Raw genomic sequence first — 23786 nt, forward strand, 5'->3', positions numbered from 1 at the left:
CTCATAAAGACAATAATATGATAAGAAACATTGCCTCGAATATTTCAGACTCCTGAATCAGCGCTGCCATCCCAAAATAGTACGGGCAAGCACGATACCATTTAAATCACATTTTCATGTCTTTAACTCCTGATTTTTCATAAAAAAAGACTTCCACTTAGTGAGCAGAAGTCATTGTCAGTTGATTTAATTGTAATTGATTAAATACTAGTAAGAAAGAGTAGGATGGCAGTAATAACCCCTGTTCCGGCAAATCCTGTAAGTATATCCGACTTTGTATATGAAACGTTTTCTTCTCTCATGATGATGTCCTCCTATGTTAAACGCTCTGTTTTTAGTGATATTAGTCTATTCCCGGAAGTCAGTCGTTTAAACAGAAGGTATTGAAAAAAAGAAAAAAGACCCACAAATTTAAAATTTGTGGGTCTTTTGATATATTATTCTGTTTTATACTGCATGTATGCGACGTGAGTAACAAGGAAGTCGTCCAGACCGTGCTTTCCATCAGCACCGCCAAGTCCTGATTTTCTCACACCGGCATGATAACCCTGAAGTGCTTCGAAATTTTCACGGTTAACAAACGTTTCACCAAACTTCAGTCCGTTGATCACTCTCATTGCTTCATGATAATTTTCAGTATAAACAGATGATGATAGTCCAAATTCAGTATCATTACTCATTTCAATCGCTTCATCAAGAGTATTGTACGTTACGATTGGAAGTACTGGACCAAATATTTCTTCTTTAATAATTGACATGCTGTGTTTCGCATTTCCGATAACGGTAGGAGCATAGAAGAACCCTTTGTCGCGATCAAGCGGCTTTCCACCTGTCAAAATTTCTGCACCTTCTTCAACTGCCTTTTGAACCATCTCATGAACAGTGTCAAGTCGATCTTTGCTGACTAATGGTCCAAGATCCAGGTTGGATTCCTCGTTTGGATTGCCTGCCTGTGATTTTTCCATTGCTTCAGTCAGTTTCTTTGTAAATGTTTCAGCTACTGATTCCTGAACGTAAACACGCTCAGCATTGGTGCATGCCTGTCCTGAGTTAGTCAGACGTGAAGTCACGATATGCTTCACAGCAAGGTCTAGATCTGCATTCTCTGTTACGATCGCAGGTGCTTTCCCGCCGAGCTCGAGGTTTACTTTCGTAATATTCTGTGCAGCTGCTTCCATTACCTTCGTTCCTGCACCAACACTCCCTGTCATTGTAATAATGCCGACCTTAGGGTGTGAAGCCATCACGTTTCCAATGGTGGAACCTGTCCCTGTTACGTAGTTATATACGCCTTTAGGGATCTCCTCCATGCTATCAACAATTTTCGTGAATTCAGCTGCTGTGTTTGGCGTCTGCTGACTCGGTTTAAGTACGATAGAGCACCCTGCAATTAATGCAGTTGCTACTTTTCTTGCGAGGATAAATACTGGGAAGTTCCACGGTACAATCCCGGCTACAACTCCAATAGGTTTTTTATAAATCAGTATGTTTTCATTTGGACGGTCACTTGGAAGGATTTCACCTTCAATTCTTCGAGCCCACTCAGACATGTAATGAAAGTATTTGATCGCTGTATCCACTTCGTCGCTTGCCTGATCTTTCGGTTTACCCTGTTCTTCAATCAGCAGCTTAATAAATGTTTCGCGCTTTTCCTGAATCTTATCACCAAGCTTTCTGACGATCTGACCACGTTCGTTAGAAGGGACCTTTTCCCATTGCTTCTGTGCTTCAAAAGCAGCATCTATTGCTTTGTTCACATCTTCTTCTGTACCTTTAGGTGTTCTTGAAATGACTTCTTCAGTAGCAGGATTGATAATATCAATCCATTCATCGCCGGTTGACTCTGTGTATTGCCCATTAATATATAATTTATGCTGATTCATAAAAATCCTCCTAAATGTGTAATAGTGTATGTTTTCCACATTCAGAAGGATAGAAACCTTTTGATGTTCTAAATAGCTTCGAAATTTTTCTCGAGCAGGATTTCAACGTTGCCTTTCAGCGCACGTGAGATCATGCAGCTTTGTTCCGACTGCTCCATATAACGTTCAATTTTACTCTGAAGTTCCGCCTCAGCCTTCACATATGGACGGTGGATAATAGATTTGTAGGTGATCACACCTTTATTGTCCACTTCAACAATTCCTTCAGATTCAAGTGACATTTTTTCTATTTCTATATTTGCGCGTTCAAGCTTTGCTGCAAGTGTAATGATATAGCAGGTTGAAGCTGCACCGAGTAACATTTCATCCGGATTTGTTCCAATCCCTGGTCCGTTCATTTCAGGGGGAATTGAGATATCAGTCTTCAGATTGCCTGCTTCAATTGAACCGACTGTGTTGCGGCCACCCGGCCATTTTGCTGTTAAATGAAAAGAATGTTCAGCCATCCAATCTTCCTTTCCTTATGAAAATTTCATCATTATTGTAACACTGAAGCTTAAAAAGGTAGATCAATACAACCTGTGCTACAATATTTTAAAAAAGATTCAGGAGAGATCATCATGAAAAAAAGAGTGCTGATCGTTGAAGATGAAGAAAAAATTGCCCGCGTGCTTGAACTGGAACTGGGCTTTGAAGGATACGATACAGTAAAAGTATATTCTGGCTATGATGCGCTTGAAAAATACAGAGAAGGGAACTGGGATCTGATTTTACTTGATGTCATGCTACCTGAAATGACAGGAATTGAACTCTTAAGAAGAATCCGTTCTGATGATTCGGAAACTCCGGTGATCTTGCTGACTGCAAAAGATTCGGTTGAGGATAAAGTTTCAGGTCTCGATCTCGGAGCCAACGACTACATTACAAAGCCATTCCAGATTGAAGAGCTCCTGGCAAGGGTCAGGGCAGTACTGAGAACTAAGAAGACAGATGATGCACCCGTTCTTAAAGCAGGGGATCTCATATTGAATGAACAAACAAGGGAAGTAACAAGAGGTGAATTTGAAATCGATCTGACACCACGTGAATTTGATCTGCTTGTTTATATGTTAAAAAACATGAGGCAGGTGCTGAATAGGGAACAGATTCTTAATGCGGTATGGGGCTATGATTATTACGGCGATACAAATGTAGTTGATGTCTATATCAGATATATACGTAAAAAAATTGATCTAGAAGGTCATACTTCCCTGATTCATACTGTAAGAGGAGTCGGGTATGTACTGAAGGTGAATGAATGAAGCTTCAGAACAAAATTCATCTTTTCACCTCAGGTGTATTTGCTATTTTGCTTTTACTCATCAGTGTTGCGATCTATCTGATATTCAGCAATCTTACCTATAACAGTCAACTGAATGCTGCAGAGCTCAATGCTGCAAACACAGCTTCCGGTATGATTTCGAGTGCGGGTGTCATTCCGGAAGGAGATCTGCTCCGCTCATTTGGACCTCTTGATGGCGCAACATCTATTATCAGAGAGGACGGCAGTTCACTTGGTACCGTCACCTCAGTTGGCCAGAGTACATTAAACAATACAGAAAGTAACTTTTATAATAATCAGCATGCGGAAATTGTAGATCTCGATAATGGGAAATATACATTCGTATCAATTCCAATGATCTGGACAGATGGAGCGGTTGTCAATCTGCAGACATATGAAAGCATTGAACCTGCTGTATCCAATTTGCAGATCCTCAGAAATACTCTTGCAGTTGTTGTTGTGTTAGCGTTGATACCGGTTTTTATTTCCGGCCGTCTTTTAGGTAATGTCATTATGGGACCGATCAGATCAATGACAGGAACAATGAAGGATATTCAAAAAAGTGGAGAGTTTAAAAGAATTCCGCTTGAGGAAAAATCTAAAGATGAATTATACCAGATGGGCGACAGCTTTAATCATATGATAAATCTGCTGGAGACGAATTATGAAAAGCAGGAGCAGTTTGTAGCAAATGCTTCCCATGAATTGAAAACACCGCTTACGGTCATTGAAAGCTATGCAAATTTAATTAAGCGGAGAGGAACAGATAATCCGGAAGTTGTCGCTGAGTCAGTTGAAGCGATTCATTCTGAGGCGATCAGGATGAGAGACTTAACCCAGCAGCTGCTGTTACTCGCTAAGCATGGTGAGCAGTGGAATCTGTCACTTGAAGAGTTTGATTTATTACCGCTTGTGGAGGATTCTGCTCAGGCGTTCAGGAATGCTTATAATAGAGATATTTTTCTTCATGGAGAAGAGCAGCTTACAGCCAGGGCAGATAAACAGAAGCTGAAACAGCTCATCTATATTTTAATTGATAATGCCATTAAATACAGCGAACAGGAGATCCATATCACGTTATTAAATAATGGATCAGCAGGAAGAATAACAGTCGAAGATAAAGGGATCGGAATTCCTGAAAGTGATCTGCCAAAAGTGTTTGACAGGTTTTACAGAGTGGATAAGGCCAGGACGCGAAAGTCAGGTGGATCCGGTCTCGGTCTGTCGCTGGCAAAGGAATTATCAGATGCACTCGGTATGACACTTACCTTAGAGAGCACAGAAGGAAAAGGCACGACGGCTTCCATCCATTTTCAGGTTTAATCTTAATCTGATTCTCATCGAATTCTAATCTGGACACGATAAGATAAAAGAAAAGCGCTGAGGTGAAGAAAGTGAAGAAGCAAAGAATGATTTGGATGGGCGGTGGAGCATTGCTGGCAGTGGTTTTATTTGTGATTGTACAGCAATTTATGATGACAGGCACTTCAGCTGCCCCGATGACAGAAGAAGAAGCAATCCAGTTAATTAATGAGCAGTATCCCGACAGCACACCGGAGCTGATTGATGAGAACGATAACACCTTTTTATTTAACCTGACCAATGATTACGGTAAGTACGAACTAGAAATTGACCGTGAGAATAAGAGTGTTGCATACCTTAATAACCTTATACTTAATGAGACAGCTGAAGGCAATGACACTGGCTCAGATGAATCTGACCAGTCAGCATCAGAAGATTTAACCGAAGAAGAAGTCATTGCAATCGCGCAGGAGATCAGCACAGGAGAAGTTGTCTCAGCTACACCGCTCGAAAATAATAGATACGAAATAATCCTTGAAGAGGATGACCGTATACTGACGGTTAGTGTAGATGCAACGTCGGGAGAGTCTGAAATTACAGGGGAAGAAGTTAAAAATACAGAAGAGCCTGCCAGAATTTTATCTGAACAGGAAGCGATTAATATCGCACTTGGTGCTGTGGCAGGTGAAGTGGATGATGTAGATCTTGAACAGGAGAATGGTGTCCCTTACTTCCTGATTGAAATTGAAACAGATGAAGATGATGCAACAGTGCAGATCAACGCCATATCAGGAGAAATCATGTCTACTGTATGGGATGACTAGACAAAGCGGGCGGGTCCGCTTTGTCTTTTTATCACTGTATAGTACACTGATACTTAGATGAATTTTACAGGAGGAATCTGTATGCAGCCCAATACAAAAGAAACGATGAATCTGTTAAAAGAATTAGTATCAATACCAAGCCCGTCAGGACATACATCTGAGATCATTACATATATTAAAAACTGGTTTTCAGAAAGAAATATTTCATCAAGAATCACGAATAAAGGTGGTCTGATTCTTACATTTCAGGGGGAGAATACGCATGAACAGAGAGTGCTCACAGCGCACGTGGATACACTTGGTGCCATGGTTAAAGAAATTAAGCCTGATGGCAGACTGAGCATGACGATGATCGGGGGATTCCGCTGGAACGCAGTCGAAGGGGAGTACTGTACAGTGGAAACGACAGATGGAAACAGGTATAGAGGAACCATCTTACTCCATCAGGCCTCTGTCCATACATATAAAGAAGCGGGATCTGCTGACCGCAGTGAAAAAAATATGGAAGTCAGACTTGATGAAGTGGTGCATTCACGTGAAGATACTGAAGCACTCGGTGTTTCTGTAGGAGATTTTATTTCATTTGATGCACGTCCTGAAATCACACCAAGCGGTTTTTTTAAGTCCCGGCACATTGATGATAAAGCAAGTGTTGCGATGCTGATGAAAGTCGCTGAACAAATAAAAGGAGCAACAATGCCATATACAACTCACCTGATTATCGCTAACAATGAAGAAATTGGGTTTGGCGGCAATTCAAATATCCCATTTGAAACAGTCGAATATATTGCTGTCGATATGGGTGCACTTGGTGATGGGCAAAGCTCAGATGAATTTACCGTTTCAATTTGTGCAAAAGACAGTTCAGGACCATATCACTACGGTTTGAGAAAACATCTAGTCAAGCTTGCAAAAGAGAATGACATTGAATATAAAATTGATATTTATAATTATTATGGATCCGATGCCTCTGCTGCAGTGAGAGCAGGTGCTGATATCAAACACGGTCTGATTGGCGCTGGCGTGGATGCTTCACATGCCAATGAACGCACACACGAAAAATCTCTCTATCATACTGAGTCTCTTATTCTTAAATATCTTCAGTCTCCATTAAGTGAGGATTGAAGAAATATAAAAAAAGAGTAAAATATCAAATGAACAAATCATCTAACGAGTGAGGAATTTTGAGATGAAAACCAATGAATGTATAAAAAACTTATCAATTGTAAAACAAATAGGTTCACTTCCAGATGAGATTACTGCGCTTGAAATTGATTCAAGAGCTGTATCAGAGGGAGCGGCATTTATCTGTCAAAAAGGCTATACAGTAGATGGTCATGATTATGCAGGACAGGCTGTTAAACAGGGAGCAACACTGATCATTACTGAAAAAGAGCTTGATCTGCCGGCTGAGCAGGCTGCTCAGTTGATCGTGAAAAATTCTTCGCGTGCACTTGCTGTACTTGCAGATACTTTTTACGGGGCTCCTTCTGAGCGGATGAACGTCTTTGGTGTGACTGGAACGAACGGTAAAACATCAGTATCCAATCTGATTCACGAACTGATCAGAAAGCTGAATGGGCGTTCTGCACTTTCCGGTACCATTGGATTTGACCTTGACGGGGATCTTCGTCAGAGTGCAAATACAACGAGTGACCTATTAACAACACAGCGTATGATCCGCACTGCGGAAGTTGAAGGTATTAGTAATATGATATTTGAGGTTTCTTCACATGGGTTAGTTGAAGGAAGACTGTGGGGGATTGACTTTGACGTGGCAGTATTTACGAATCTCAGTCATGATCACCTGGATTACCACCATACAATGGAACATTACGGATATGCTAAAGGGCTCCTTTTTGCCCAGCTCGGTCAGGATCTGACAAAGAAAAAAGCTGCCGTACTAAATCTTGATGATGAATGGTTCGAACGTTATGAACAAATGACACCGCATGAAGTGATCAGCTACAGTATGGAAAAGCCTGCTGACTTTTATGCTGAAAACATTCAATACATGTCAGATCGGACTTATTATAAGCTTATTTCACCAGAAGGGGAGTTTGACCTTGAAACACAACTCCTTGGCACATTCAATGTATCAAACACCCTTGCAGCGATTGCAGCACTCTATGCAAGAGGTTATAAAGTGTCAGACCTTGTGGAAGCTTTGAAAGACATTGCGCCTGTATCAGGAAGGATGCAGCTTGTTCCAACAAGTGCGCCATTATCTATTTATATTGATTACGCACATACACCGGATGCAATTGAGAAAGCCATCAGGTCTGTCATGCCTTTTAAGAAAAACAGAATTCTTTTCCTAATCGGTACAGGCGGTAATCGTGATAAATCCAAGCGCCCTGCAATGGCTCAAATGGCCTCGCTTGCAGACTACGTTGTCTTAACAACTGATGATCCGCGTTATGAAAGCTATGAAAGTATCACGTCAGATCTCGAAAAAGGCATGCTGCATGAAAACTATGCGTGTATTGGTGATAGAGCAGCAGCAGTCAGACATCTTATGCAGCAGGCAGAACCTGAAGATATTATCATCTTTGCCGGTAAAGGACACGAAGATTACCAGATCATTGAAAACACAAAATACCCTCACAGCGACAGCGAAATCGCTTTAGAAGTCATTGCTGAGAGGTTTTAAGCATTTTAATAAAAGTCATGATGGTTATTTCACACCAAAGCAATTAATTGGAGTGCGGGACGAAGGCTTGCATAGAAGCAACAACTGAGACACAGGAGGGCGAAGCCTGTAAGTGGTTCAGTGAGTGGCATCGGAAAGCGCAGTTCCGCACGGAAATCACTTGCGGTTTCAGCATACAAAAAGGGTTGTCCAATTCAGGACAACCCTTTTTAACGATTATATTAGAAGAACATACCTGCAATCGAAGCAGAAAGCATTGATGCAAGTGCACCGGCCGCAACTGCTCTGATACCCATACGAGCAATATCAGGACGTCTGTCAGGTGCAAGGTTACCAAGGCCACCAAGCAGAATTGCAAGAGAAGAAATATTCGCAAATCCACAAAGTGCGAATGTGATGATTGCAACTGTCTTATCTGAAAATGTATCTATTTGAGGAGCAAAGCTGGCATAAGCCACAAACTCATTCAGTACAAGCTTTTGACCAATAAAGTTACCTGCTCGAATTGCTTCATCCCATGGAATACCAATTGCAAATGCCAACGGGGCAAAAACGTAACCAAGAATTAATTCAATAGATAACTGTTCAAAACCAAACCAGCCGCCAATTCCGCCAAGAACCCCATTTAATAATGCGATTAAGGCGATGAAAGCAATTAGCATTGCACCTACGTTAAGTACGAGCTGAAGTCCTGTACTTGCCCCTTTTGCAGCAGCATCTACTACGTTTGAAGCTTCTTCATCCGCCTCCATCTGGAAGTCATCAGGATCTGGGCGGTTATCAGTTTCAGGAACAAACATCTTTGCCATTACTAAACCAGCAGGAGCAGCCATGAAACTCGCTGCAAGTAAATATTCGAGTGGTACGCCAAGCTGTGAATAACCAATCAAAACAGAACCTGCTACTGATGCAAGTCCACCAGTCATAACAGCAAACAACTCAGAATTAGTCATATTAGAAATATAAGGTTTCACGACTAAAGGTGCCTCAGTCTGTCCTACAAAAATATTAGCTGAAGCTGACATTGATTCTGCTTTACGTGTACCAAGTAACCATGAAAGACCGCCGCCAAGAATCTTTATTACAAATTGCATGATTTTTAAGTAATAGAGAACCGAAATTAACGATGAAAAGAAGATAATGATGGTTAATACATTTATCGCAAAAACAAAACCACCTTCTTGCTGTTGATAACCAAATCCACCGAGAACAAAATCAATACCGGCATTAGCATATTCAATAATATTGTTTACGCCAAAAGTCAAAGCTTCGAGAAAGCTTCTTCCGATTCCCGTTTGCAGCACGAGAAAAGCAAATGTTAATTGCAATCCAAGTCCAACTAGTACTGGACGCCATTTAATACGTGTTCTATTATTTGAGAAAATAAAGGCTATAGCCAGGACTGTTAAAATCCCTGCAAACCCCCATAAAATGTTCATCTTGCCAGCTCCTAACAATTGATAAATTAGTGTGTTGCCTAATTGCTTTTCTCATTCTACAATGCAATTGCAAGCGTTTCAATATTCGTCACAGAAACGTCAAACAAATGTATGATGTCTGACATCTGAGGAGGTGAAAACTTGAAAATCAGAAAGAGCTATGGTTCAAATGGGGAAAGATCTGTATATATCCACGAGAATAAAAAAGAAGAATGTATTCTGGTTGCAATCCCTTCATTGGAATGGTCCTGCTTTTTTACATATGAAGAAGCAGGGGAGGAATTACAGGAGAGAATGATAAAATCATTAGCTGACAGAACAGATGACACAGAGGCGGCTGAACTCTCGGCCCGAATTCGCGGGTGGACAGGGGAAATGTAGTCACATTAAAGGCTGATCAGATCTGATCAGCCTTTAATTCTGTATAGACTACTAATCTCTCAACATATCCGGCGCCTCCACGGTCAAAATAACCTGTGCATGTAATCAGGTTCAGTCCTCTTTCGGGAGAAGAACCAAAAATATCTGCAATCGGTGCTTCACCGGTATCATATGCGACTGAATCTTTCACCACAAAAACAAGGGTTTCCCCATTTTCATCAGTTATCGTAATCTCATCACCCGGTTCAAGCTCTTTCAGGTCCCAAAAAACGGCGGGAGCTTTCTCGCTGTCTACATGACCTGCAAGTACTGCATTGCCTCTTTGTCCAGGTTTATAACCCGGTTCAAACCATGCTACTTCTTCACCATTATCAGGTACAGCCATTCCACCGGATTCGTCAAGACCATAAGGGTTAACAATTGCATCTACACCAATAGCGGGGATCGTAACTCTGCTGGGCCTTAGTGAAACTTCCTGAACAATTGAAGTGATTGCCGGTTTATCAGTTTCCTGAGAATCAGCAGTTTCTTCATTTTCCACTTCTTCCTGCTTTTCTGCAGGAACGGTTTTTTCTTCAGTTTCTTCTGCAGGAGGAGCAGCCGTATCTGCAGAAAAAAGCTGATCAGATGATGAGCAGCCGCCCACCATCAAAATCAGCCCAGTAAATATCAATAGTTTTTTCATTTTTTAATTATGATTGGAATACGCGCTTGCGGAATACAATCAGTAATGCTGCTCCTGCAGCCATAGCTGCAACTGCCATCATACCTGCATTCGACTGATTAGCTGCTCCACCCATACCTGTTTCAGGCATTTCAGAAGGCATGCTTTCAGCTGCAGATGCAGTAACCACTAATGGCTCAATGCTATCAAGCGTATTAACTGCATATACACTGTATGCTGTACCAGCTTCTAGTGCTGTACCAGACAGATCAAGTACCTGATCACCTTCTGGCGTACGTACTTCTAAGTCATATGTGCCAGCTTCAAGTTCTGCAAAATCAGTAACACCAGGGAATTCTGCTCCTGAGAATACTGCATCTCCATCGATTAGACCAACATCAACTGCCGGTGCATCTGGAGAGAAGTGTCCTGCGCGAACTTTTGTCATTCCTTCACCAATTGTAAGGTCATCCTGAGTCACATTAAGCTCAATGCTATCCAGTGTTCCTACAGCTGCTGCAGTATAGTACATACCTTCTTCAACTGTAAGTGTTTCTGAAATGACAGCTGTTTCTGTGTCTCCAGCAGGGAAGATTTCAACTTCGTGATCTCCTGCAGGAAGTGCTAAGTAATCTGTAAATGCTTTAAATTCTGCGCCTTCAACGACTGCATCACCATTGACGTATACATCTACTGCCGGTGCATCAGGTGATGCGTGAATGACTCGTGCCCATCCTTCGCCGCCTTCATGATTGTCAGCCAGTGCTGCGCCACCCATCATTGCCATAACCATGATTGCTGCGGCGATTGAACTAAAAAGCTTTTTCACAAAAAATCACTCTCCTCTTTTTAATTGGTATAAAAATTGTGTACGATATACATATACCCAAATGAAATAATTTAACTCTTCTGAATGTTCTGATCAGAACATTAATTAGATAAAAATTATTTCAATCGGTATAAGTGGTGTACAACTTATTTATACACCGTGTTTAGTTTCTGTACAACTATGAATGTGCTCCTTAACATTTTGCATTGGATTGCAATCTGCTATAGAAACTAATATGATGTTAAAGGTAGAAATTCATACATGAGAGGAAATGGATATGACACTTATAGATGAGGTACAATCCCGCAGAACGTTTGCAATTATTTCTCACCCGGATGCCGGAAAAACGACACTGACAGAACAGTTACTTTTATTTGGCGGTGCAATTAGAGCAGCGGGGACAGTTAAAGGGAAAAAGACTGGAAAATATGCAACGTCTGACTGGATGGAAATTGAGAAGCAGCGTGGAATTTCGGTTACTTCTTCAGTGATGCAGTTTGATTATCAGGGGAAAAGAATTAATATCCTGGATACACCTGGTCACCAGGATTTCAGTGAAGACACTTATCGCACGCTGATGGCTGTGGATAGTGCTGTCATGATTATAGATGCAGCAAAAGGGATTGAAGCACAAACATTAAAATTATTTAAAGTGTGTAAAATGAGAGGGATCCCGATTTTTACTTTCGTTAATAAGCTTGATCGTCAGGGGAGAGAACCTCTTGAAATAATGGAGGAGTTAGAAGAAGTTCTTGGAATCGAATCTTACGCAATGAACTGGCCAATCGGAATGGGAAAAGAATTCCTTGGCATTTATGACCGTCATCATAACCGGATTGAACAGTTCAGAGTTGAAGATGATCAGCGTTTCCTTCCATTAAATGGAGAAGGAGAGCTTGAAGGGGATTATGAAATTAAAAAAACTTCATTATATGACCAGGCATTGGAAGATGTCATGCTGCTTAATGAAGCGGGAAATGAGTTTACAACGGACAGGCTGAAAAAAGGTGAGGTAACGCCGGTATTTTTCGGAAGTGCCTTAACAAACTTCGGTGTGCAAACATTTCTGGAGACGTATTTACAGTTTGCACCGTCACCTCAGCCGAGACAGACTGATCAAGGTGAAGTAGGAGCCGCTGAAGAAGAATTTTCAGGCTTTATCTTTAAAATTCAGGCCAACATGAATCCTGCACACCGTGATAGAATTGCTTTCCTGAGAATCTGTTCGGGTCAATTCGAGCGGGGAATGCCGGTACAGCTTAGCAGAACAGGAAAAACGATTAAGCTCAGTTCATCAACCTCCTTCCTTGCAGATGACCGTAACATAGTAGACAATGCCGTAAGTGGGGATATCATCGGTATTCACGATACAGGAAATTACCAAATTGGTGATACGTTGACAGGCGGTAAAAAAAATTTTGCATTTGAAAAACTGCCACAATTTACACCTGAATTATTTATGCGAGTTACAGCTAAAAATGTAATGAAGCAAAAACATTTCCATAAAGGGATCAATCAGCTCGTTCAGGAAGGTGCGATTCAGCTTTATAAAACCTACCGCACAGATGAAATTATCTTAGGCGCAGTGGGGCATCTTCAATTTGAAGTATTCGAGCACCGCATGAAAAATGAGTACAATACAGATGTGATGATGGAAAATATCGGATCAAAAATGGCCCGCTGGATTGAAAATGAAGAAGATGTAAAAGATTCAATGTCATCGCAGAGAAGTATGCTTGTAAAAGACCGTTACGGCAAGCTTGTCTTTTTGTTTGAAAATGACTTTGCAATGCGATGGTTCTCTGATAAACACCCAGATATTAAATTGTATAGTCTTTTATAATAGAAATGAAAAATCCCGTCAGAGATGGCGGGATTTTTAAAACTAAAAAACATTATTTTTTTACTATTATATAGGAATAAAGTATGCTTTTAATGGGTAGATAAAAAGCAGCATGTAAGATTAGCGAAGGTGGGGGAATGAATGGTGACTAAGTGTGTAAATTGTGGTGTCAGTATGAAATTTTTAAATGGAGGGACTTTTCATTTAAAAAATATCAGTGAGAGTGAACTTGAAGCATTAACTTTTCCTGTTATGGGATTAGGCATGACTTATAAAGCCGGATATGAGAGCCTGAATCAGCTTGAAGAAATGGCAAACGAGATTATTCAGCTGAATCAACATATTGAATGTGGAATATCCTCTAAAAATAACTACGCTCAATATATGAAGGCGGATCTTTTTAAGAAGAGACTTGAGAACAGGGAAACAGTTGAGTTTATTCAGGAAGGTAAGCTGATCAGCCACCTGCAGCCAATTGTTGATATTTCTTCTGGAGAGCTCTATGCATATGAATCACTCCTCAGGTCTGACAGCAGTGAAAAGAAAATTTCACCATACGAATTGTTCAAGGTTGCCAATGAGGCTGAAATGCATTCATTACTTGACCAGAGAGCGAGAGAAGAAGCAATCCGTGCAAGGAAAAATCATATTCCTTCAGGGATTAAGAGCTTCATTAACTTTCTTCCTTCTACAATCTATAATCCTGAATACTGTCTGCAGCATACATTCCATGTGGTAAATAAATATCAGGTTGATCCGGCCGATCTGGTGTTTGAAGTTGTGGAGACTGAAAAAATTCAGGACATTGACCATCTGAAAAAAGTTTTTAAAACCTATAAACGCGAGGGTATGAAGGTTGCACTTGATGATGTTGGGGCGGGTTTTTCTACTATTGAAATGTTAAAGCTGCTGGAACCTAATTATGTGAAAATTGACCGTTCTTTTGTTGACCGATGTGATGAGGATATGAAAAAGCAGAAATTTCTCGCTGACGTGAACCGGATTTCAAAAGAGCTCGGAATTACTGTATTAGCTGAAGGGCTTGAGAGAGTGGAAGAATTAAAGGTATGTAAGGAAATTGGTATTGATCTTTGTCAGGGGTACTTAATTGGTAAACCTGAACCAACTGCCACAACGCCGATTATTAATACATCTGCAGCGTCATAAAGATTATGACTTGACGATTCACTCAATCCAATATAAAATCATCGTATACTTTATCACTTAAAAGCGTTTAAGTAAAACAGTATATAGCGATGATCCGGCAGATTCAGTAGATCATTGACCTGCAGCAGAAAGAGACTGGAAGGACGGTGAAATTCCAGGCAGATCATTGATTAAATTACAACTGTCATATGGATGTACGGTTTGAGTGAGTGAGATACTAATTTGGGTGGTACCGCGGACTTAACTTCGTCCCTTTTCGAGGGGGCGGAGTTTTTTGCGTCTACAATGTTTGGTTTGGAGGATTTCTTATGAAGAAGATACATCAGGAAGTAGCACCTTCTTTTATGGAGGGGTTAATCATTGTTGTGATGATTATAGGTATTATGAGCGTGAGTATGATTGGATTCGGTTCAGTTCCGCATATACCGATCATGATGTCAATTTTACTGTTAATCACATTTGGGTTAATGAAGAGAGCATCATTTAAATCACTGCAGGACGGTATGATCTCTGGAGCAGCTTCAGGAATGGCTGCCATATTTATCTTTTTATTCATTGGTTTATTAATCAGTTCATTTATGTTGTCAGGTACAATTCCAACATTGATGTACTATGGACTATATTTAACGGACTTTCCATTTTTCTTTACGGCTGTGTTTGCCATTACTGCCATCATCGGGATCAGTATCGGGAGTTCTTTGACTACGGTCGCGACTATTGGTGTTGTGTTTATCAGTATTGCAGGTTCTCTTGATTTATCACTTGCCATCACGGCGGGTGCCATTGTTTCAGGTGCTTTTTTTGGTGATAAAATGTCGCCTCTTTCTGATACGACCAACCTTGCTTCATCTGTAGTAGGTGTTGACCTGTTTACCCATATCAGGCACATGTCCTGGACGACGATTCCGGCTTTTATTTTGACAGCTGTGTTGTTTATGTTCTTCTCAGCAGATCCGGCTGGTGATAACAGCGGGATTGCTGATCTAAGAGAACAACTTATGGATACAGGACTGATCCATCTTTACAGTCTGCTGCCGATTGTATTACTGTTTCTTTTTGCAGCCAAAAAGGTTCCTGCACTGCTGACATTAATTTCAGCTATTCTCTTTAGTATAGCCATTTCATATTTTCACAGTGCAGTTCCTGTTTCTGAGCTCTTTCAGATTTTATTCTCAGGCTACTCTTCGACCTCTGAAAGTGATCAGATTAATGAATTACTGAACAGAGGCGGCGTTGAATCAATGATGTTCACCATTTCATTAGTATTCCTGGCGCTTGGTTTGGGAGGATTACTGTTTTCAACAGGTGTGATTCCTGCTCTATTTGAGAAAATGAATGAGGCTAAAAATACACTCGTTAAGGCAGCCGGAACAGCGGTTGGAACAAATGTACTGATCGGGGAACAGTATTTATCTATTCTTTTAACTGGTGAAACCTTTGCGCATCAGGTGGATAAAGAAAAGATTGAAAGGAAAAATCTTTCAAGAGTACTCGAGGATGCAGGTACAGTGATTAATCCGCTTGTCCCATGGGGCGTATGCGGTGTATTCATTACGAATGTCTTAGGGGTTGAAGTCATTGACTATCTGCCATTTGCATTCTTCTGCCTGATCTCTCCGATTCTTACACTGACGTATATTTTTACAGGGTGGACTGTTACGAAAGCTGAATGATTTGATGATATTGTGAACGCGACATTTTAAAATTGATTAGCGACAGTTTTGTCGGTATAGTGAAAAGTACAGTAAAATGTTGGTCTGTATAGACTGGCGAAAGGAGCGTTCACTTGAACATCAGTCGTTTTTCAATTAGAAGACCCGTCTTTACTATCGTAACGATGCTGGTTGTTCTTTTAATAGGTACAATTTCACTATCAAGGATTCCACTTCAGCTGATCCCAAATATCAATGCCCCGGTTTCAGTGGTTGTGACATCCTATCCGGGTGCTGGCCCGACAGAAGTGCTTGAAAAAGTGACAAAGCCAATTGAAGCCCAGGTGGCACAACTTCCGGGTCTTGAGAATGTGCAGTCAACTTCTACAGAAGGATCGAATCTTGTCCTGCTGGAATTCAACTTCTCAACAGATATTGATGAGGTTGAAGGAGATATCAGAAGGGCAGTGGAACAGGTACAGCTGCCTGATGATGCAAATCAACCACGTGTTTTAAAGTTTGACCCCTCACAGTTTCCTGTGATTCAGATGAGTTTGAGATCTTCGGATGAAGGTGCGAATATCAGAAACCTGGCAGAGGAGCTTGAAGTAGAGCTTTCAAGAACTGAAGGTGTTGCCAGTGTTGATATCTCTAACTCTCTTTCAGAAGAAGTGAGAATTTCACTGGATCAGGATGAGCTCCAAACTTACGGGCTGACTCAGACTGATGTTTCGAATGTCATTCAGTCTAATAATGTTTCATTTCCAGGGGACACTGTTGAGACTGAGGGTAAAAGTCTGACGACAAGAATATTAAGCACACTGACTTCAGTTGAGGACATTGAATCGCTGGTTGTATCTGCAGACCCTTCAACAGGCGATGACATTACCATTTCTGATGTTGCAGACGTTCAACTGGGTGAGCCGGAACAGTCTGTTATTACCCGTGCGAACGATGAGTCTGCTGTGCTGATCAGCGTGCTGCAGGAAGCAGATGCGAATACAGCCGATGTTTCTACAGCATTTCAGGATGCCCTCAGTGAACTGTTAGAAGAAGATCAATATGAAAGCGTTACTGCAGATGTATTATTTGACCAGGGGGATTATATCCAGCTTGCAATCGGTAATATCGCAAGTTCTCTGATCTTTGGTGGTATTTTTGCCATGGCAGTACTGTTTTTATTCCTTAGAAATATTAAGAGTCCAATTATTATAGGAGTCGCAATACCGTACTCAGTGATCGTGACATTTGTATTGATGTACTTTGCAGACTTCTCACTTAACATCTTTACGCTGGGTGCCCTTGCACTAGGGATCGGGATGCTAGTGGATAATGCGATTGTCGTACTTGAGAATATCTACAGGCATCTTGGAATGAAAAAAGATCCTAAAACAGCAGCAAGAGACGGTGCTAAAGAGGTCGCAAGTGCAATTACAGCCTCTACACTTACAACCGTTGCTGTATTTATACCTGTTGTATTTATTGAAGGACTAATCGGTGATCTGTTTACTGAATTTGCTTTAACAATCTCATTCAGTTTATTTGCTTCTCTTGTAGTGGCGTTAACCGTTATTCCAATGCTTGCAAGTAAAATGCTGAAAGAGCCTAAAGAAGATCTCGAGAAAAAGAGAAGAGAGTCTCCATTTACAAAACGTTTTATGGGATCGGTCAAGTGGTCGCTAAAACACAGATGGGTACCAATTCTTATTACATTTATCCTGCTGGGAGCAGGAGGTTTTGGCATTATGAGTGTAGGTACTCAATTCCTGCCTGCAACAGATGAAGGTTTCTTTGATATCAGCGTATCATTAGAAAATGGTACAGCACTTGAGGAAACTGAATCAGTTATTGCTGCAATAGAGGATGTGCTGAGAGAAGAAGAATCGATCGATGTCTATTTAAGCCAGGCGGGATCATCAGGCCAAGGCGGACTTGATAATTCACCGGATGGATCTTCAGGTAATATTTTTGTGAAAATGAAGCAGCTAGACGATCGTGAAATATCAGTATTTGAGCTGATTGAAAAGATTACGCCTGAAATTGAGGATGCTGCGACTTCTGTCAATGAGACTGCTGAAGTTTCAGCGTCACTTCAGACAGCGACAGGTACTTCCCCACAGACACTTTCATTTAGTGTCAGGGATGCGAATGAGACGCGTCTGAATGAATCTGTTGATGAGATAAGAGATGCGTTAGTTGCACTCGATTCAATCACAGAAGTTGAAACGGATCTGGAAGACACAGTTGAAGAAGTTCAAATAGAAATTAACAGGGAAGATGCACGAGCAGCGGGATTATCACCGGCACAGATTTCCCAGGAGGTAAATGCCGTTACACGCGGTGCATTAGCGACACAAATTATTACAGATGACTCGAATGTATATGATGTCTTTATCCAGTATGATGGAGATATCGCAAATACGATTGAAGGACTTGAAGACCTTGCATTAAGAACGCCTTCAGGTGAATTTATCTCACTTGGAGATGTTTCAGACATTACAATTGGCGAGGGACCTGTATCAATTCAGAGAATAGATCAGCAGGCCGCTGTTGGATTTACTGCTTCTTATACGACCAATACGAATCTTGGTGCAGTTTCCCAGGAAGTGGATGAAGCCATAGCGGATCTGAATCTCGCTGATGAAACAGAAGTTGTATTCGGCGGTGACAGAGAACTGCTAGAAGATTCAATTATGGATATGCTGCTTGCAGTCGGACTTGCGATTGTACTCGTATACTTTGTTATGGCAGCTCAATTCGAGTCATTTAAATATCCATTCGTTATTATGTTTACAGTTCCACTAATGGTGATTGGGGTAGCCATTGCACAGTTTGTTACGCAGACGCCTGTCAGCGTAACGTCAATCATTGGACTGCTAATTCTGACCGGGATCGTCGTTAATAACGGGATTGTACTCGTTGATTATATTAATCAGCGAAAAGCTGCAGGTCTTACAAGCTATGATGCAATTGTTACATCTGTCAGAGACCGTGCACGCCCGATTTTAATGACGGCACTTACAACAATACTCGGGCTGGTTCCACTGGCTCTGGGGATCGGTGAAGGAACGGAAATTAACCAGCCAATGGCGATTACCGTTATTGGGGGATTAATCAGTTCAACATTCCTGACGCTGTTCATCGTTCCGATCGTTTACAGTTTCCTTGATCCGGAGACGAGAAGAATGAATAAGAAAAGTAAGACAAAATAATAAAAGGCAGTTCACAAATATGTGAACTGCCTTTTTCTATTGGCGGCTTTTTCTGTATAATCAGAATAAGGGGAGTGATCACATGAAAAAAGGCTATTTCGTAACCGGATTTCCAGGATTCATCAGCGAAAAACTATTAAGAAAATGGCTGAATGAACCGGATGAAAAAAACATTTACCTACTCGTTCTGCCAGCACTTCAGCAAAAAGCTGCTGAACGCATTGAGAAAATTAGAAATGAAATCCCAACCACATCAACAATTCACATTGTGCAGGGGGATATTACTAAACCGGACATAGGACTATCATCAACTGTCTCAACATACTTAAAAGATAAAATTCATTACGTCTGGCACCTTGCAGCAGCGTATGACCTAGCGATCGATCAGCCAACTGCTTACAGAGTAAATGTAACTGGAACTTATCACGTAAATGAATGGGTAAAGCAGCTATCCGCACTAAAGCGTTATATATATTTCAGCACTGCATATGTTGCTGGACACAGAACCGGTTTAATCAAAGAAAACGAACTAATCAGACCTGAAAACTTCAGAAATGCATATGAAGAAACGAAGTATGAAGCAGAATTACTTGTTGAGGAGCTTAAAGCCCATTTACCTGTTACGATCTTAAGACCGGGTATTGTGAGAGGTGACACGCAAACCGGTGAAACCAGCAAATTTGATGGACCATATTATTTACTTAATATATTCGACAAAACGAAGGGTCTGTCAAAATACCCTTATATCAGTAAAAGTCGTGCAAAGCTTAATGTAGTTCCTGTTGAATACGTCATTGATGCTGCAAGTTATTTAGGCAGAAGCGAACGCAGTATAGGTAAAACTTATCACTTAACAGATCCAAATCCTTATCCTGCAAGGGAGGTCTACCGCTTTTTACTGCAAAAGCAAACTGGAAAGACACCTTCTGGATTTGTCTCACATAAAATAATGGATAAGGCACTTTCCATTCCTAGAGTCAGGAAGTATCTCAAAGCTGAACGTGAGGGACTTGAGTACTTTTTCTGGGAAGGGGAATTTGATCAATCAGAAACTGCAAAAGATCTCGCGGGCTCAGGCATTCATTGTGCTGACTTTCTGGAGGGTCTGGATGCTATGGTCGACTTTTATAATCGACATAAGCATGAAAAAAGTTTCCATTCAGTAATAAAATAAGCATTGCCATTTTACCAGCTAATGGTATAATAAGCGTAATTCAATAGCGCTTTGACAAAGTTGTCAAGGGGGAGTAGCTTTAGCTGCATTCGCAGCTAATTATGATCGTCACGACATGAACTAGAGCGGTTCATCGGTCATAATGGCATGATAAATGCTTTGCAAGACCTTTGCCTTTTATTAGGTGAAGGTCTTTTTTGCGTCCATTTATAGGAAAAAGAGCTTCGTGAGTAAGTTATCGGTTATTGGAGAAAATTAAACAGAGTTAGAGGAGGAAAAAAGAATGGATGCAGCACTATTATTGGAATACGGCTGGGTACTTCTTATTTTAATCGGGCTTGAAGGAATTCTCGCAGCTGATAATGCGGTGGTTATGGCAGTTATGGTCAAGCATCTGCCGCCTGAACAGCGCAAAAAAGCATTATTCTATGGATTATTCGGTGCATTTATTTTCCGTTTCGCATCGTTATTTTTAATTGCAATTTTAATTGATGTTTGGCAGGTCCAGGCAATCGGTGCTTTATATCTGTTGTACATTTCAATCAGTCATGTCACAAAACAGATTTTATCAAAAAAAGATGAGTCAGTTGAAGCTGCGGATGCAGAGGGCAAAGCAAAAGGCTCAGGATTCTGGATGACAGTATTGAAGGTAGAGCTTGCAGATATTGCATTTGCAGTTGATTCAATGCTAGCGGCAGTTGCTCTGGCACTGACGCTTCCTGCAGTCGGCGCGTTCGAAATCGGAGGAATTGATGGAGGGCAGTTCATTGTTATTTTCCTGGGCGGCCTGATTGGATTAATTATCATGCGTTTTGCAGCTCACTGGTTCGTAAAACTTCTTGGGAAATATCCATTACTTGAAACAACTGCATTTCTTATCGTTGGATGGGTCGGCGTTAAGCTTGCGGTCTTCACACTCGGTCACCCGAGTGTCCAGCTGATCGACACACACTTTCCACATTCTACAGAGTGGAAAATCATTTTCTGGTCAGTACTCGTTCTAATTGCCGCTGGAGGATTTATTCTTGCGAAAAGACGCGGTCAGGAAAGCGCTGCTTATTAATGTGATGAAGTCTGTTCCTTTTGGAGCAGGCTTTTTTATGCGGCACATTAGGGACGGAGTTGTGTGAGTCGAAATTAGAATGATTATAAAAAAGAATCACTTAACTCCGTCCCCGGTGTGTCTATTAAATAATGTTTGTAAAACCCCCTTATATTACAAACACATTACGTAAACTATATTGAATGGCTTCATCTTCCATTCGACACAATTTACCGGTACAATTTGTCTATGACGTGTTGAATAGAGGTGGAGAGATGTTATCCTTCCTTTTGTTTGGATTATATCATTTCTCTTCAAAGCTGAGCCTTGAAGAGAAAGTGGCTCAAATACAAAAAGGGAATACGCAGCTTTTGTCTGAAGTGCTTGAGGATTATAAGCCTTTTGTGAAGAAAGCTGCATCGAAAATTTGTCATCGTTACATCTATGATTCAGATGACGAATTCAGTATTGCGTTAATTGCATTCAATGATGCATTGATGAAATATCAGCCTGAAAAAGGGGCTTCAGTCATCAGTTTTTCAGAAATTGTGATTAAAAGAAGAATTATTGATTATATGAGAACGCATCAAAAAGAAAAGCGGGAATTGTTATTTGAACCTGGAGCTGAAGCCTCAGAAGCTGCTGGTTATTTAGAAAATAATCAGTCTATGAAGCAGTATCATGATGAACAGGATTCTGTATTTAGAAAAGAAGAGATTGCCAGGTATAGCAGTGAACTGAGTGGATACGGATTAACGTTTGGTGAACTGGCAGGCAGCTCTCCTAAACATCAGGATGCACGTAAAAACGCAATATTTATTGCACAGCTGGTCAGTACAAATGATGAATGGTTTTCAGAGTTAAAGAGCAAGAAACGACTTCCAATTAAAAAGATTGAAAAAGAAGTTGAAGTCAGCAGAAAAACGATTGAGCGTAACAGAAAGTATATTATTGCGGTAGCAGTATTACTGAGTGGCGGTTATCCTTATCTTTATGAGTATGTGAAGGAGCATTTATGATGAAAAAAGGAATCGTAATGGAAGTGAAAAAAAGACACGTCGTGCTTTTGACTGGTGATGGAGAATTCTGCAGAGTAAAAAAACCATCAGACCATGTTGGTGTAGGTGAAGAGATTATCTCGAGCGAAATATCTGTGAAATCATACAACCAGCTGATTGCAACAGGAGCTTTAGCAGCCTTATTTATGATTGCCTTTGTCATACTGCAGCCGGTTTTAAATCAAAAGACTTATGCCTATGTGGCAATTGATATTAACCCAAGCTTTGAAATTGAATTAAATAAAAATAATGAAGCAGTGAAGATCGAACCGGTTAATCAGGATGCCGAGGCGATATATAATGATCTGGACTGGGAAAATAAAAAAATTGGTGACGTGATCGCTGCTATTGTGCAGGAAAGTGTCCGTACAGGCTTTCTGAAACCTGACGAGGGGACTTTAACAATTTCTACAGCTTTGTCAGGGGAAGCGGATGAAACCTACGAGGAGAAGCTTCACTCCATTTTGAAAGGCTGGTCACAAACTTCAAATCTATCTAATGTTGTATTCCTTGAAGGTGATATGCAGCATGTAACAAGGGCAGATGAAAGAGGGATTTCATTTGGACAGCTTCTGTCTGAACAGAAAAGTAAGAATGAGCAGCTGATCACACCAGAAAAACCTGCTTCTGTCATCACTGACCAAGAAGAAGACGCTGCTGAAACAGCTGAAGATTCTGAAGAAGCACCGTTTGAGGAATCAACACCTCCTCCTGCGTCTGAATCATCAGAAGAACCTCCTGAAGAATCTGTTCCTGCCAATCAGCATGGTATGGAGAAGAAGGAAGAAAACATGCAAAAACAAGAAGAAAAAAAGGATGAGCAAAAAGACAAAAAAGAAGAGAAACAGCCGATAAATAACGGCAACAGCGGAAACAACGGAAACAACGGCAACAGCGGAAACAACGGAAATAACGGCAACAGCGGCAACAACGGCAACAACGGCAACAACGGCAACAACGGCAACAGCGGAAACAACGGAAATAACGGCAACAGCGGAAACAACGGAAACAACGGCAACAGCGGAAACAACGGAAATAACGGCAACAGCGGAAACAACGGAAACAACGGAAACAACGGAAACAACGGCAACAACGGAAACAGCGGAAACAGCGGAAACAACGGAAACAGCGGAAACAGCGGAAACAACGGAAACAACGGCAACAGCGGAAACAGCGGAAACAGCAGTAAAAATAAAGATAATCAAGGCTAAAGCGGGGGATTCCCTGCTTTTTTATTTGTGTTTAAATGTCAGAGATCTATATATAGTTTTAAGATTACTATTTAAATCTTTCCGTTTTTCATATAAGCTATGTATAGATTTCACAGAAGGGAATTAGAAAC

Annotated in this window: 19 protein-coding genes; 14 read left to right on the forward strand and 5 right to left on the reverse strand. The window is 40.9% G+C overall.

The features are described from left to right. Positions 1-437: 437 nt before the first annotated feature. Both aldA and DH10bf12_RS10865 read right to left on the reverse strand, forming a co-directional pair. Positions 438-1883 carry an aldehyde dehydrogenase gene (gene aldA / locus DH10bf12_RS10860; protein ID WP_471735309.1) on the reverse strand — a complete coding sequence of 482 codons (1446 nt, stop codon included), beginning with the start codon at positions 1881-1883 and terminating at the stop codon, positions 438-440. A 68-nt stretch (positions 1884-1951) separates the two neighbouring features. After that, the gene (locus tag DH10bf12_RS10865) at positions 1952-2389 is read right to left on the reverse strand and encodes an SACOL1771 family peroxiredoxin (protein WP_471735310.1); all 438 of its coding nucleotides are present in this window, start codon (positions 2387-2389) and stop codon (positions 1952-1954) included. Positions 2390-2503: 114 nt separating this feature from the next. On the opposite strand from DH10bf12_RS10865, the gene DH10bf12_RS10870 reads away from it, so the two are divergent. The 5 genes from DH10bf12_RS10870 (at position 2504) to DH10bf12_RS10890 (ending at position 7983) form a co-directional block, all read left to right on the forward strand. Continuing rightward, complete coding sequence (locus tag DH10bf12_RS10870) at positions 2504-3184, forward strand: response regulator transcription factor (protein ID WP_471735311.1); 681 nt, start codon at positions 2504-2506, stop codon at positions 3182-3184. Continuing rightward, entirely contained in the window at positions 3181-4527 is a 1347-nt protein-coding gene (locus tag DH10bf12_RS10875; protein ID WP_471735312.1) for a sensor histidine kinase, read from the forward strand. The genes DH10bf12_RS10870 and DH10bf12_RS10875 overlap by 4 nt, the downstream gene beginning before the upstream one ends. Positions 4528-4598: 71 nt before the next feature. Further along, positions 4599-5330 carry a PepSY domain-containing protein gene (locus tag DH10bf12_RS10880; RefSeq protein WP_471735313.1) on the forward strand — a complete coding sequence of 244 codons (732 nt, stop codon included), beginning with the start codon at positions 4599-4601 and terminating at the stop codon, positions 5328-5330. A gap of 81 nt (positions 5331-5411) precedes the next feature. After that, positions 5412-6455 (forward strand): M42 family metallopeptidase, encoded by a 1044-nt coding sequence (locus DH10bf12_RS10885; RefSeq protein ID WP_471735314.1) that lies wholly within the window; start codon positions 5412-5414, stop codon positions 6453-6455. A 64-nt stretch (positions 6456-6519) separates the two neighbouring features. Continuing rightward, complete coding sequence (locus DH10bf12_RS10890) at positions 6520-7983, forward strand: UDP-N-acetylmuramoyl-L-alanyl-D-glutamate--2,6-diaminopimelate ligase (protein ID WP_471735315.1); 1464 nt, start codon at positions 6520-6522, stop codon at positions 7981-7983. A gap of 221 nt (positions 7984-8204) precedes the next feature. On the opposite strand, the gene DH10bf12_RS10895 is transcribed toward DH10bf12_RS10890, so the two are convergent. Continuing rightward, positions 8205-9422, reverse strand: coding sequence for a NupC/NupG family nucleoside CNT transporter (locus tag DH10bf12_RS10895; protein ID WP_471735316.1), 1218 nt, complete (start codon positions 9420-9422; stop codon positions 8205-8207). A gap of 141 nt (positions 9423-9563) precedes the next feature. On the opposite strand from DH10bf12_RS10895, the gene DH10bf12_RS10900 reads away from it, so the two are divergent. Next, positions 9564-9803: a YueH family protein gene (locus tag DH10bf12_RS10900; RefSeq protein ID WP_471735317.1), complete on the forward strand. Its 240-nt coding sequence runs from the start codon at positions 9564-9566 to the stop codon at positions 9801-9803. A 16-nt stretch (positions 9804-9819) separates the two neighbouring features. Here DH10bf12_RS10900 and DH10bf12_RS10905 read toward each other — a convergent pair whose 3' ends face one another. Together DH10bf12_RS10905 and DH10bf12_RS10910 are read right to left on the reverse strand one after the other, a co-directional pair. Continuing rightward, on the reverse strand, positions 9820-10488 hold the full coding sequence (locus DH10bf12_RS10905) for a class F sortase (protein WP_471735318.1): 669 nt from the start codon (positions 10486-10488) through the stop codon (positions 9820-9822). A gap of 7 nt (positions 10489-10495) precedes the next feature. Continuing rightward, positions 10496-11296, reverse strand: coding sequence for a DUF4397 domain-containing protein (locus DH10bf12_RS10910; RefSeq protein WP_471735319.1), 801 nt, complete (start codon positions 11294-11296; stop codon positions 10496-10498). 277 nt (positions 11297-11573) lie between these two features. Here DH10bf12_RS10910 and DH10bf12_RS10915 point away from each other — a divergent pair, with 277 nt between their 5' ends. From DH10bf12_RS10915 to DH10bf12_RS10950, 8 genes are all read left to right on the forward strand, one after another. Further along, the gene (locus DH10bf12_RS10915) at positions 11574-13139 is read left to right on the forward strand and encodes a peptide chain release factor 3 (protein WP_471735320.1); all 1566 of its coding nucleotides are present in this window, start codon (positions 11574-11576) and stop codon (positions 13137-13139) included. Between the two features lie 141 nt (positions 13140-13280). Next, entirely contained in the window at positions 13281-14306 is a 1026-nt protein-coding gene (locus DH10bf12_RS10920) for an EAL domain-containing protein (RefSeq protein WP_471735321.1), read from the forward strand. Between the two features lie 308 nt (positions 14307-14614). After that, positions 14615-15979: a Na+/H+ antiporter NhaC gene (gene nhaC / locus DH10bf12_RS10925; protein WP_471735322.1), complete on the forward strand. Its 1365-nt coding sequence runs from the start codon at positions 14615-14617 to the stop codon at positions 15977-15979. A 113-nt stretch (positions 15980-16092) separates the two neighbouring features. Continuing rightward, positions 16093-19170 carry an efflux RND transporter permease subunit gene (locus DH10bf12_RS10930; protein ID WP_471735323.1) on the forward strand — a complete coding sequence of 1026 codons (3078 nt, stop codon included), beginning with the start codon at positions 16093-16095 and terminating at the stop codon, positions 19168-19170. Between the two features lie 82 nt (positions 19171-19252). After that, a complete protein-coding gene (locus DH10bf12_RS10935) occupies positions 19253-20344 on the forward strand; it encodes an SDR family oxidoreductase (protein WP_471735324.1) in 1092 nt (363 codons plus the stop codon). 283 nt (positions 20345-20627) lie between these two features. Then, positions 20628-21407: a TerC family protein gene (locus DH10bf12_RS10940; RefSeq protein ID WP_471735325.1), complete on the forward strand. Its 780-nt coding sequence runs from the start codon at positions 20628-20630 to the stop codon at positions 21405-21407. Between the two features lie 254 nt (positions 21408-21661). Next, the gene (sigI, locus tag DH10bf12_RS10945; RefSeq protein ID WP_471735326.1) at positions 21662-22405 is read left to right on the forward strand and encodes an RNA polymerase sigma-I factor; all 744 of its coding nucleotides are present in this window, start codon (positions 21662-21664) and stop codon (positions 22403-22405) included. Further along, positions 22405-23655, forward strand: coding sequence for an anti-sigma factor domain-containing protein (locus DH10bf12_RS10950; protein ID WP_471735327.1), 1251 nt, complete (start codon positions 22405-22407; stop codon positions 23653-23655). The genes sigI and DH10bf12_RS10950 overlap by 1 nt, the downstream gene beginning before the upstream one ends. Positions 23656-23786: the final 131 nt, after the last annotated feature.

The sequence above is a fragment of the Jeotgalibacillus sp. 10bf12 genome, from assembly GCF_055597105.1.

Bases quoted from the DNA above. Each gene is read 5' to 3' on its own strand.
- aldA (WP_471735309.1), bottom strand. From the start codon at position 1,883: ATGAATCAGCATAAATTATATATTAATGGGCAATACACAGAGTCAACC.
- DH10bf12_RS10940 (WP_471735325.1), top strand. From the start codon at position 20,628: ATGGATGCAGCACTATTATTGGAATACGGCTGGGTACTTCTTATTTTA.
- DH10bf12_RS10920 (WP_471735321.1), top strand. From the start codon at position 13,281: ATGGTGACTAAGTGTGTAAATTGTGGTGTCAGTATGAAATTTTTAAAT.
- nhaC (WP_471735322.1), top strand. From the start codon at position 14,615: ATGAAGAAGATACATCAGGAAGTAGCACCTTCTTTTATGGAGGGGTTA.
- DH10bf12_RS10905 (WP_471735318.1), bottom strand. From the start codon at position 10,488: ATGAAAAAACTATTGATATTTACTGGGCTGATTTTGATGGTGGGCGGC.
- DH10bf12_RS10865 (WP_471735310.1), bottom strand. From the start codon at position 2,389: ATGGCTGAACATTCTTTTCATTTAACAGCAAAATGGCCGGGTGGCCGC.
- DH10bf12_RS10885 (WP_471735314.1), top strand. From the start codon at position 5,412: ATGCAGCCCAATACAAAAGAAACGATGAATCTGTTAAAAGAATTAGTA.
- DH10bf12_RS10935 (WP_471735324.1), top strand. From the start codon at position 19,253: ATGAAAAAAGGCTATTTCGTAACCGGATTTCCAGGATTCATCAGCGAA.
- DH10bf12_RS10895 (WP_471735316.1), bottom strand. From the start codon at position 9,422: ATGAACATTTTATGGGGGTTTGCAGGGATTTTAACAGTCCTGGCTATA.
- DH10bf12_RS10950 (WP_471735327.1), top strand. From the start codon at position 22,405: ATGAAAAAAGGAATCGTAATGGAAGTGAAAAAAAGACACGTCGTGCTT.
- DH10bf12_RS10870 (WP_471735311.1), top strand. From the start codon at position 2,504: ATGAAAAAAAGAGTGCTGATCGTTGAAGATGAAGAAAAAATTGCCCGC.
- DH10bf12_RS10875 (WP_471735312.1), top strand. From the start codon at position 3,181: ATGAAGCTTCAGAACAAAATTCATCTTTTCACCTCAGGTGTATTTGCT.
- DH10bf12_RS10890 (WP_471735315.1), top strand. From the start codon at position 6,520: ATGAAAACCAATGAATGTATAAAAAACTTATCAATTGTAAAACAAATA.
- DH10bf12_RS10915 (WP_471735320.1), top strand. From the start codon at position 11,574: ATGACACTTATAGATGAGGTACAATCCCGCAGAACGTTTGCAATTATT.
- sigI (WP_471735326.1), top strand. From the start codon at position 21,662: ATGTTATCCTTCCTTTTGTTTGGATTATATCATTTCTCTTCAAAGCTG.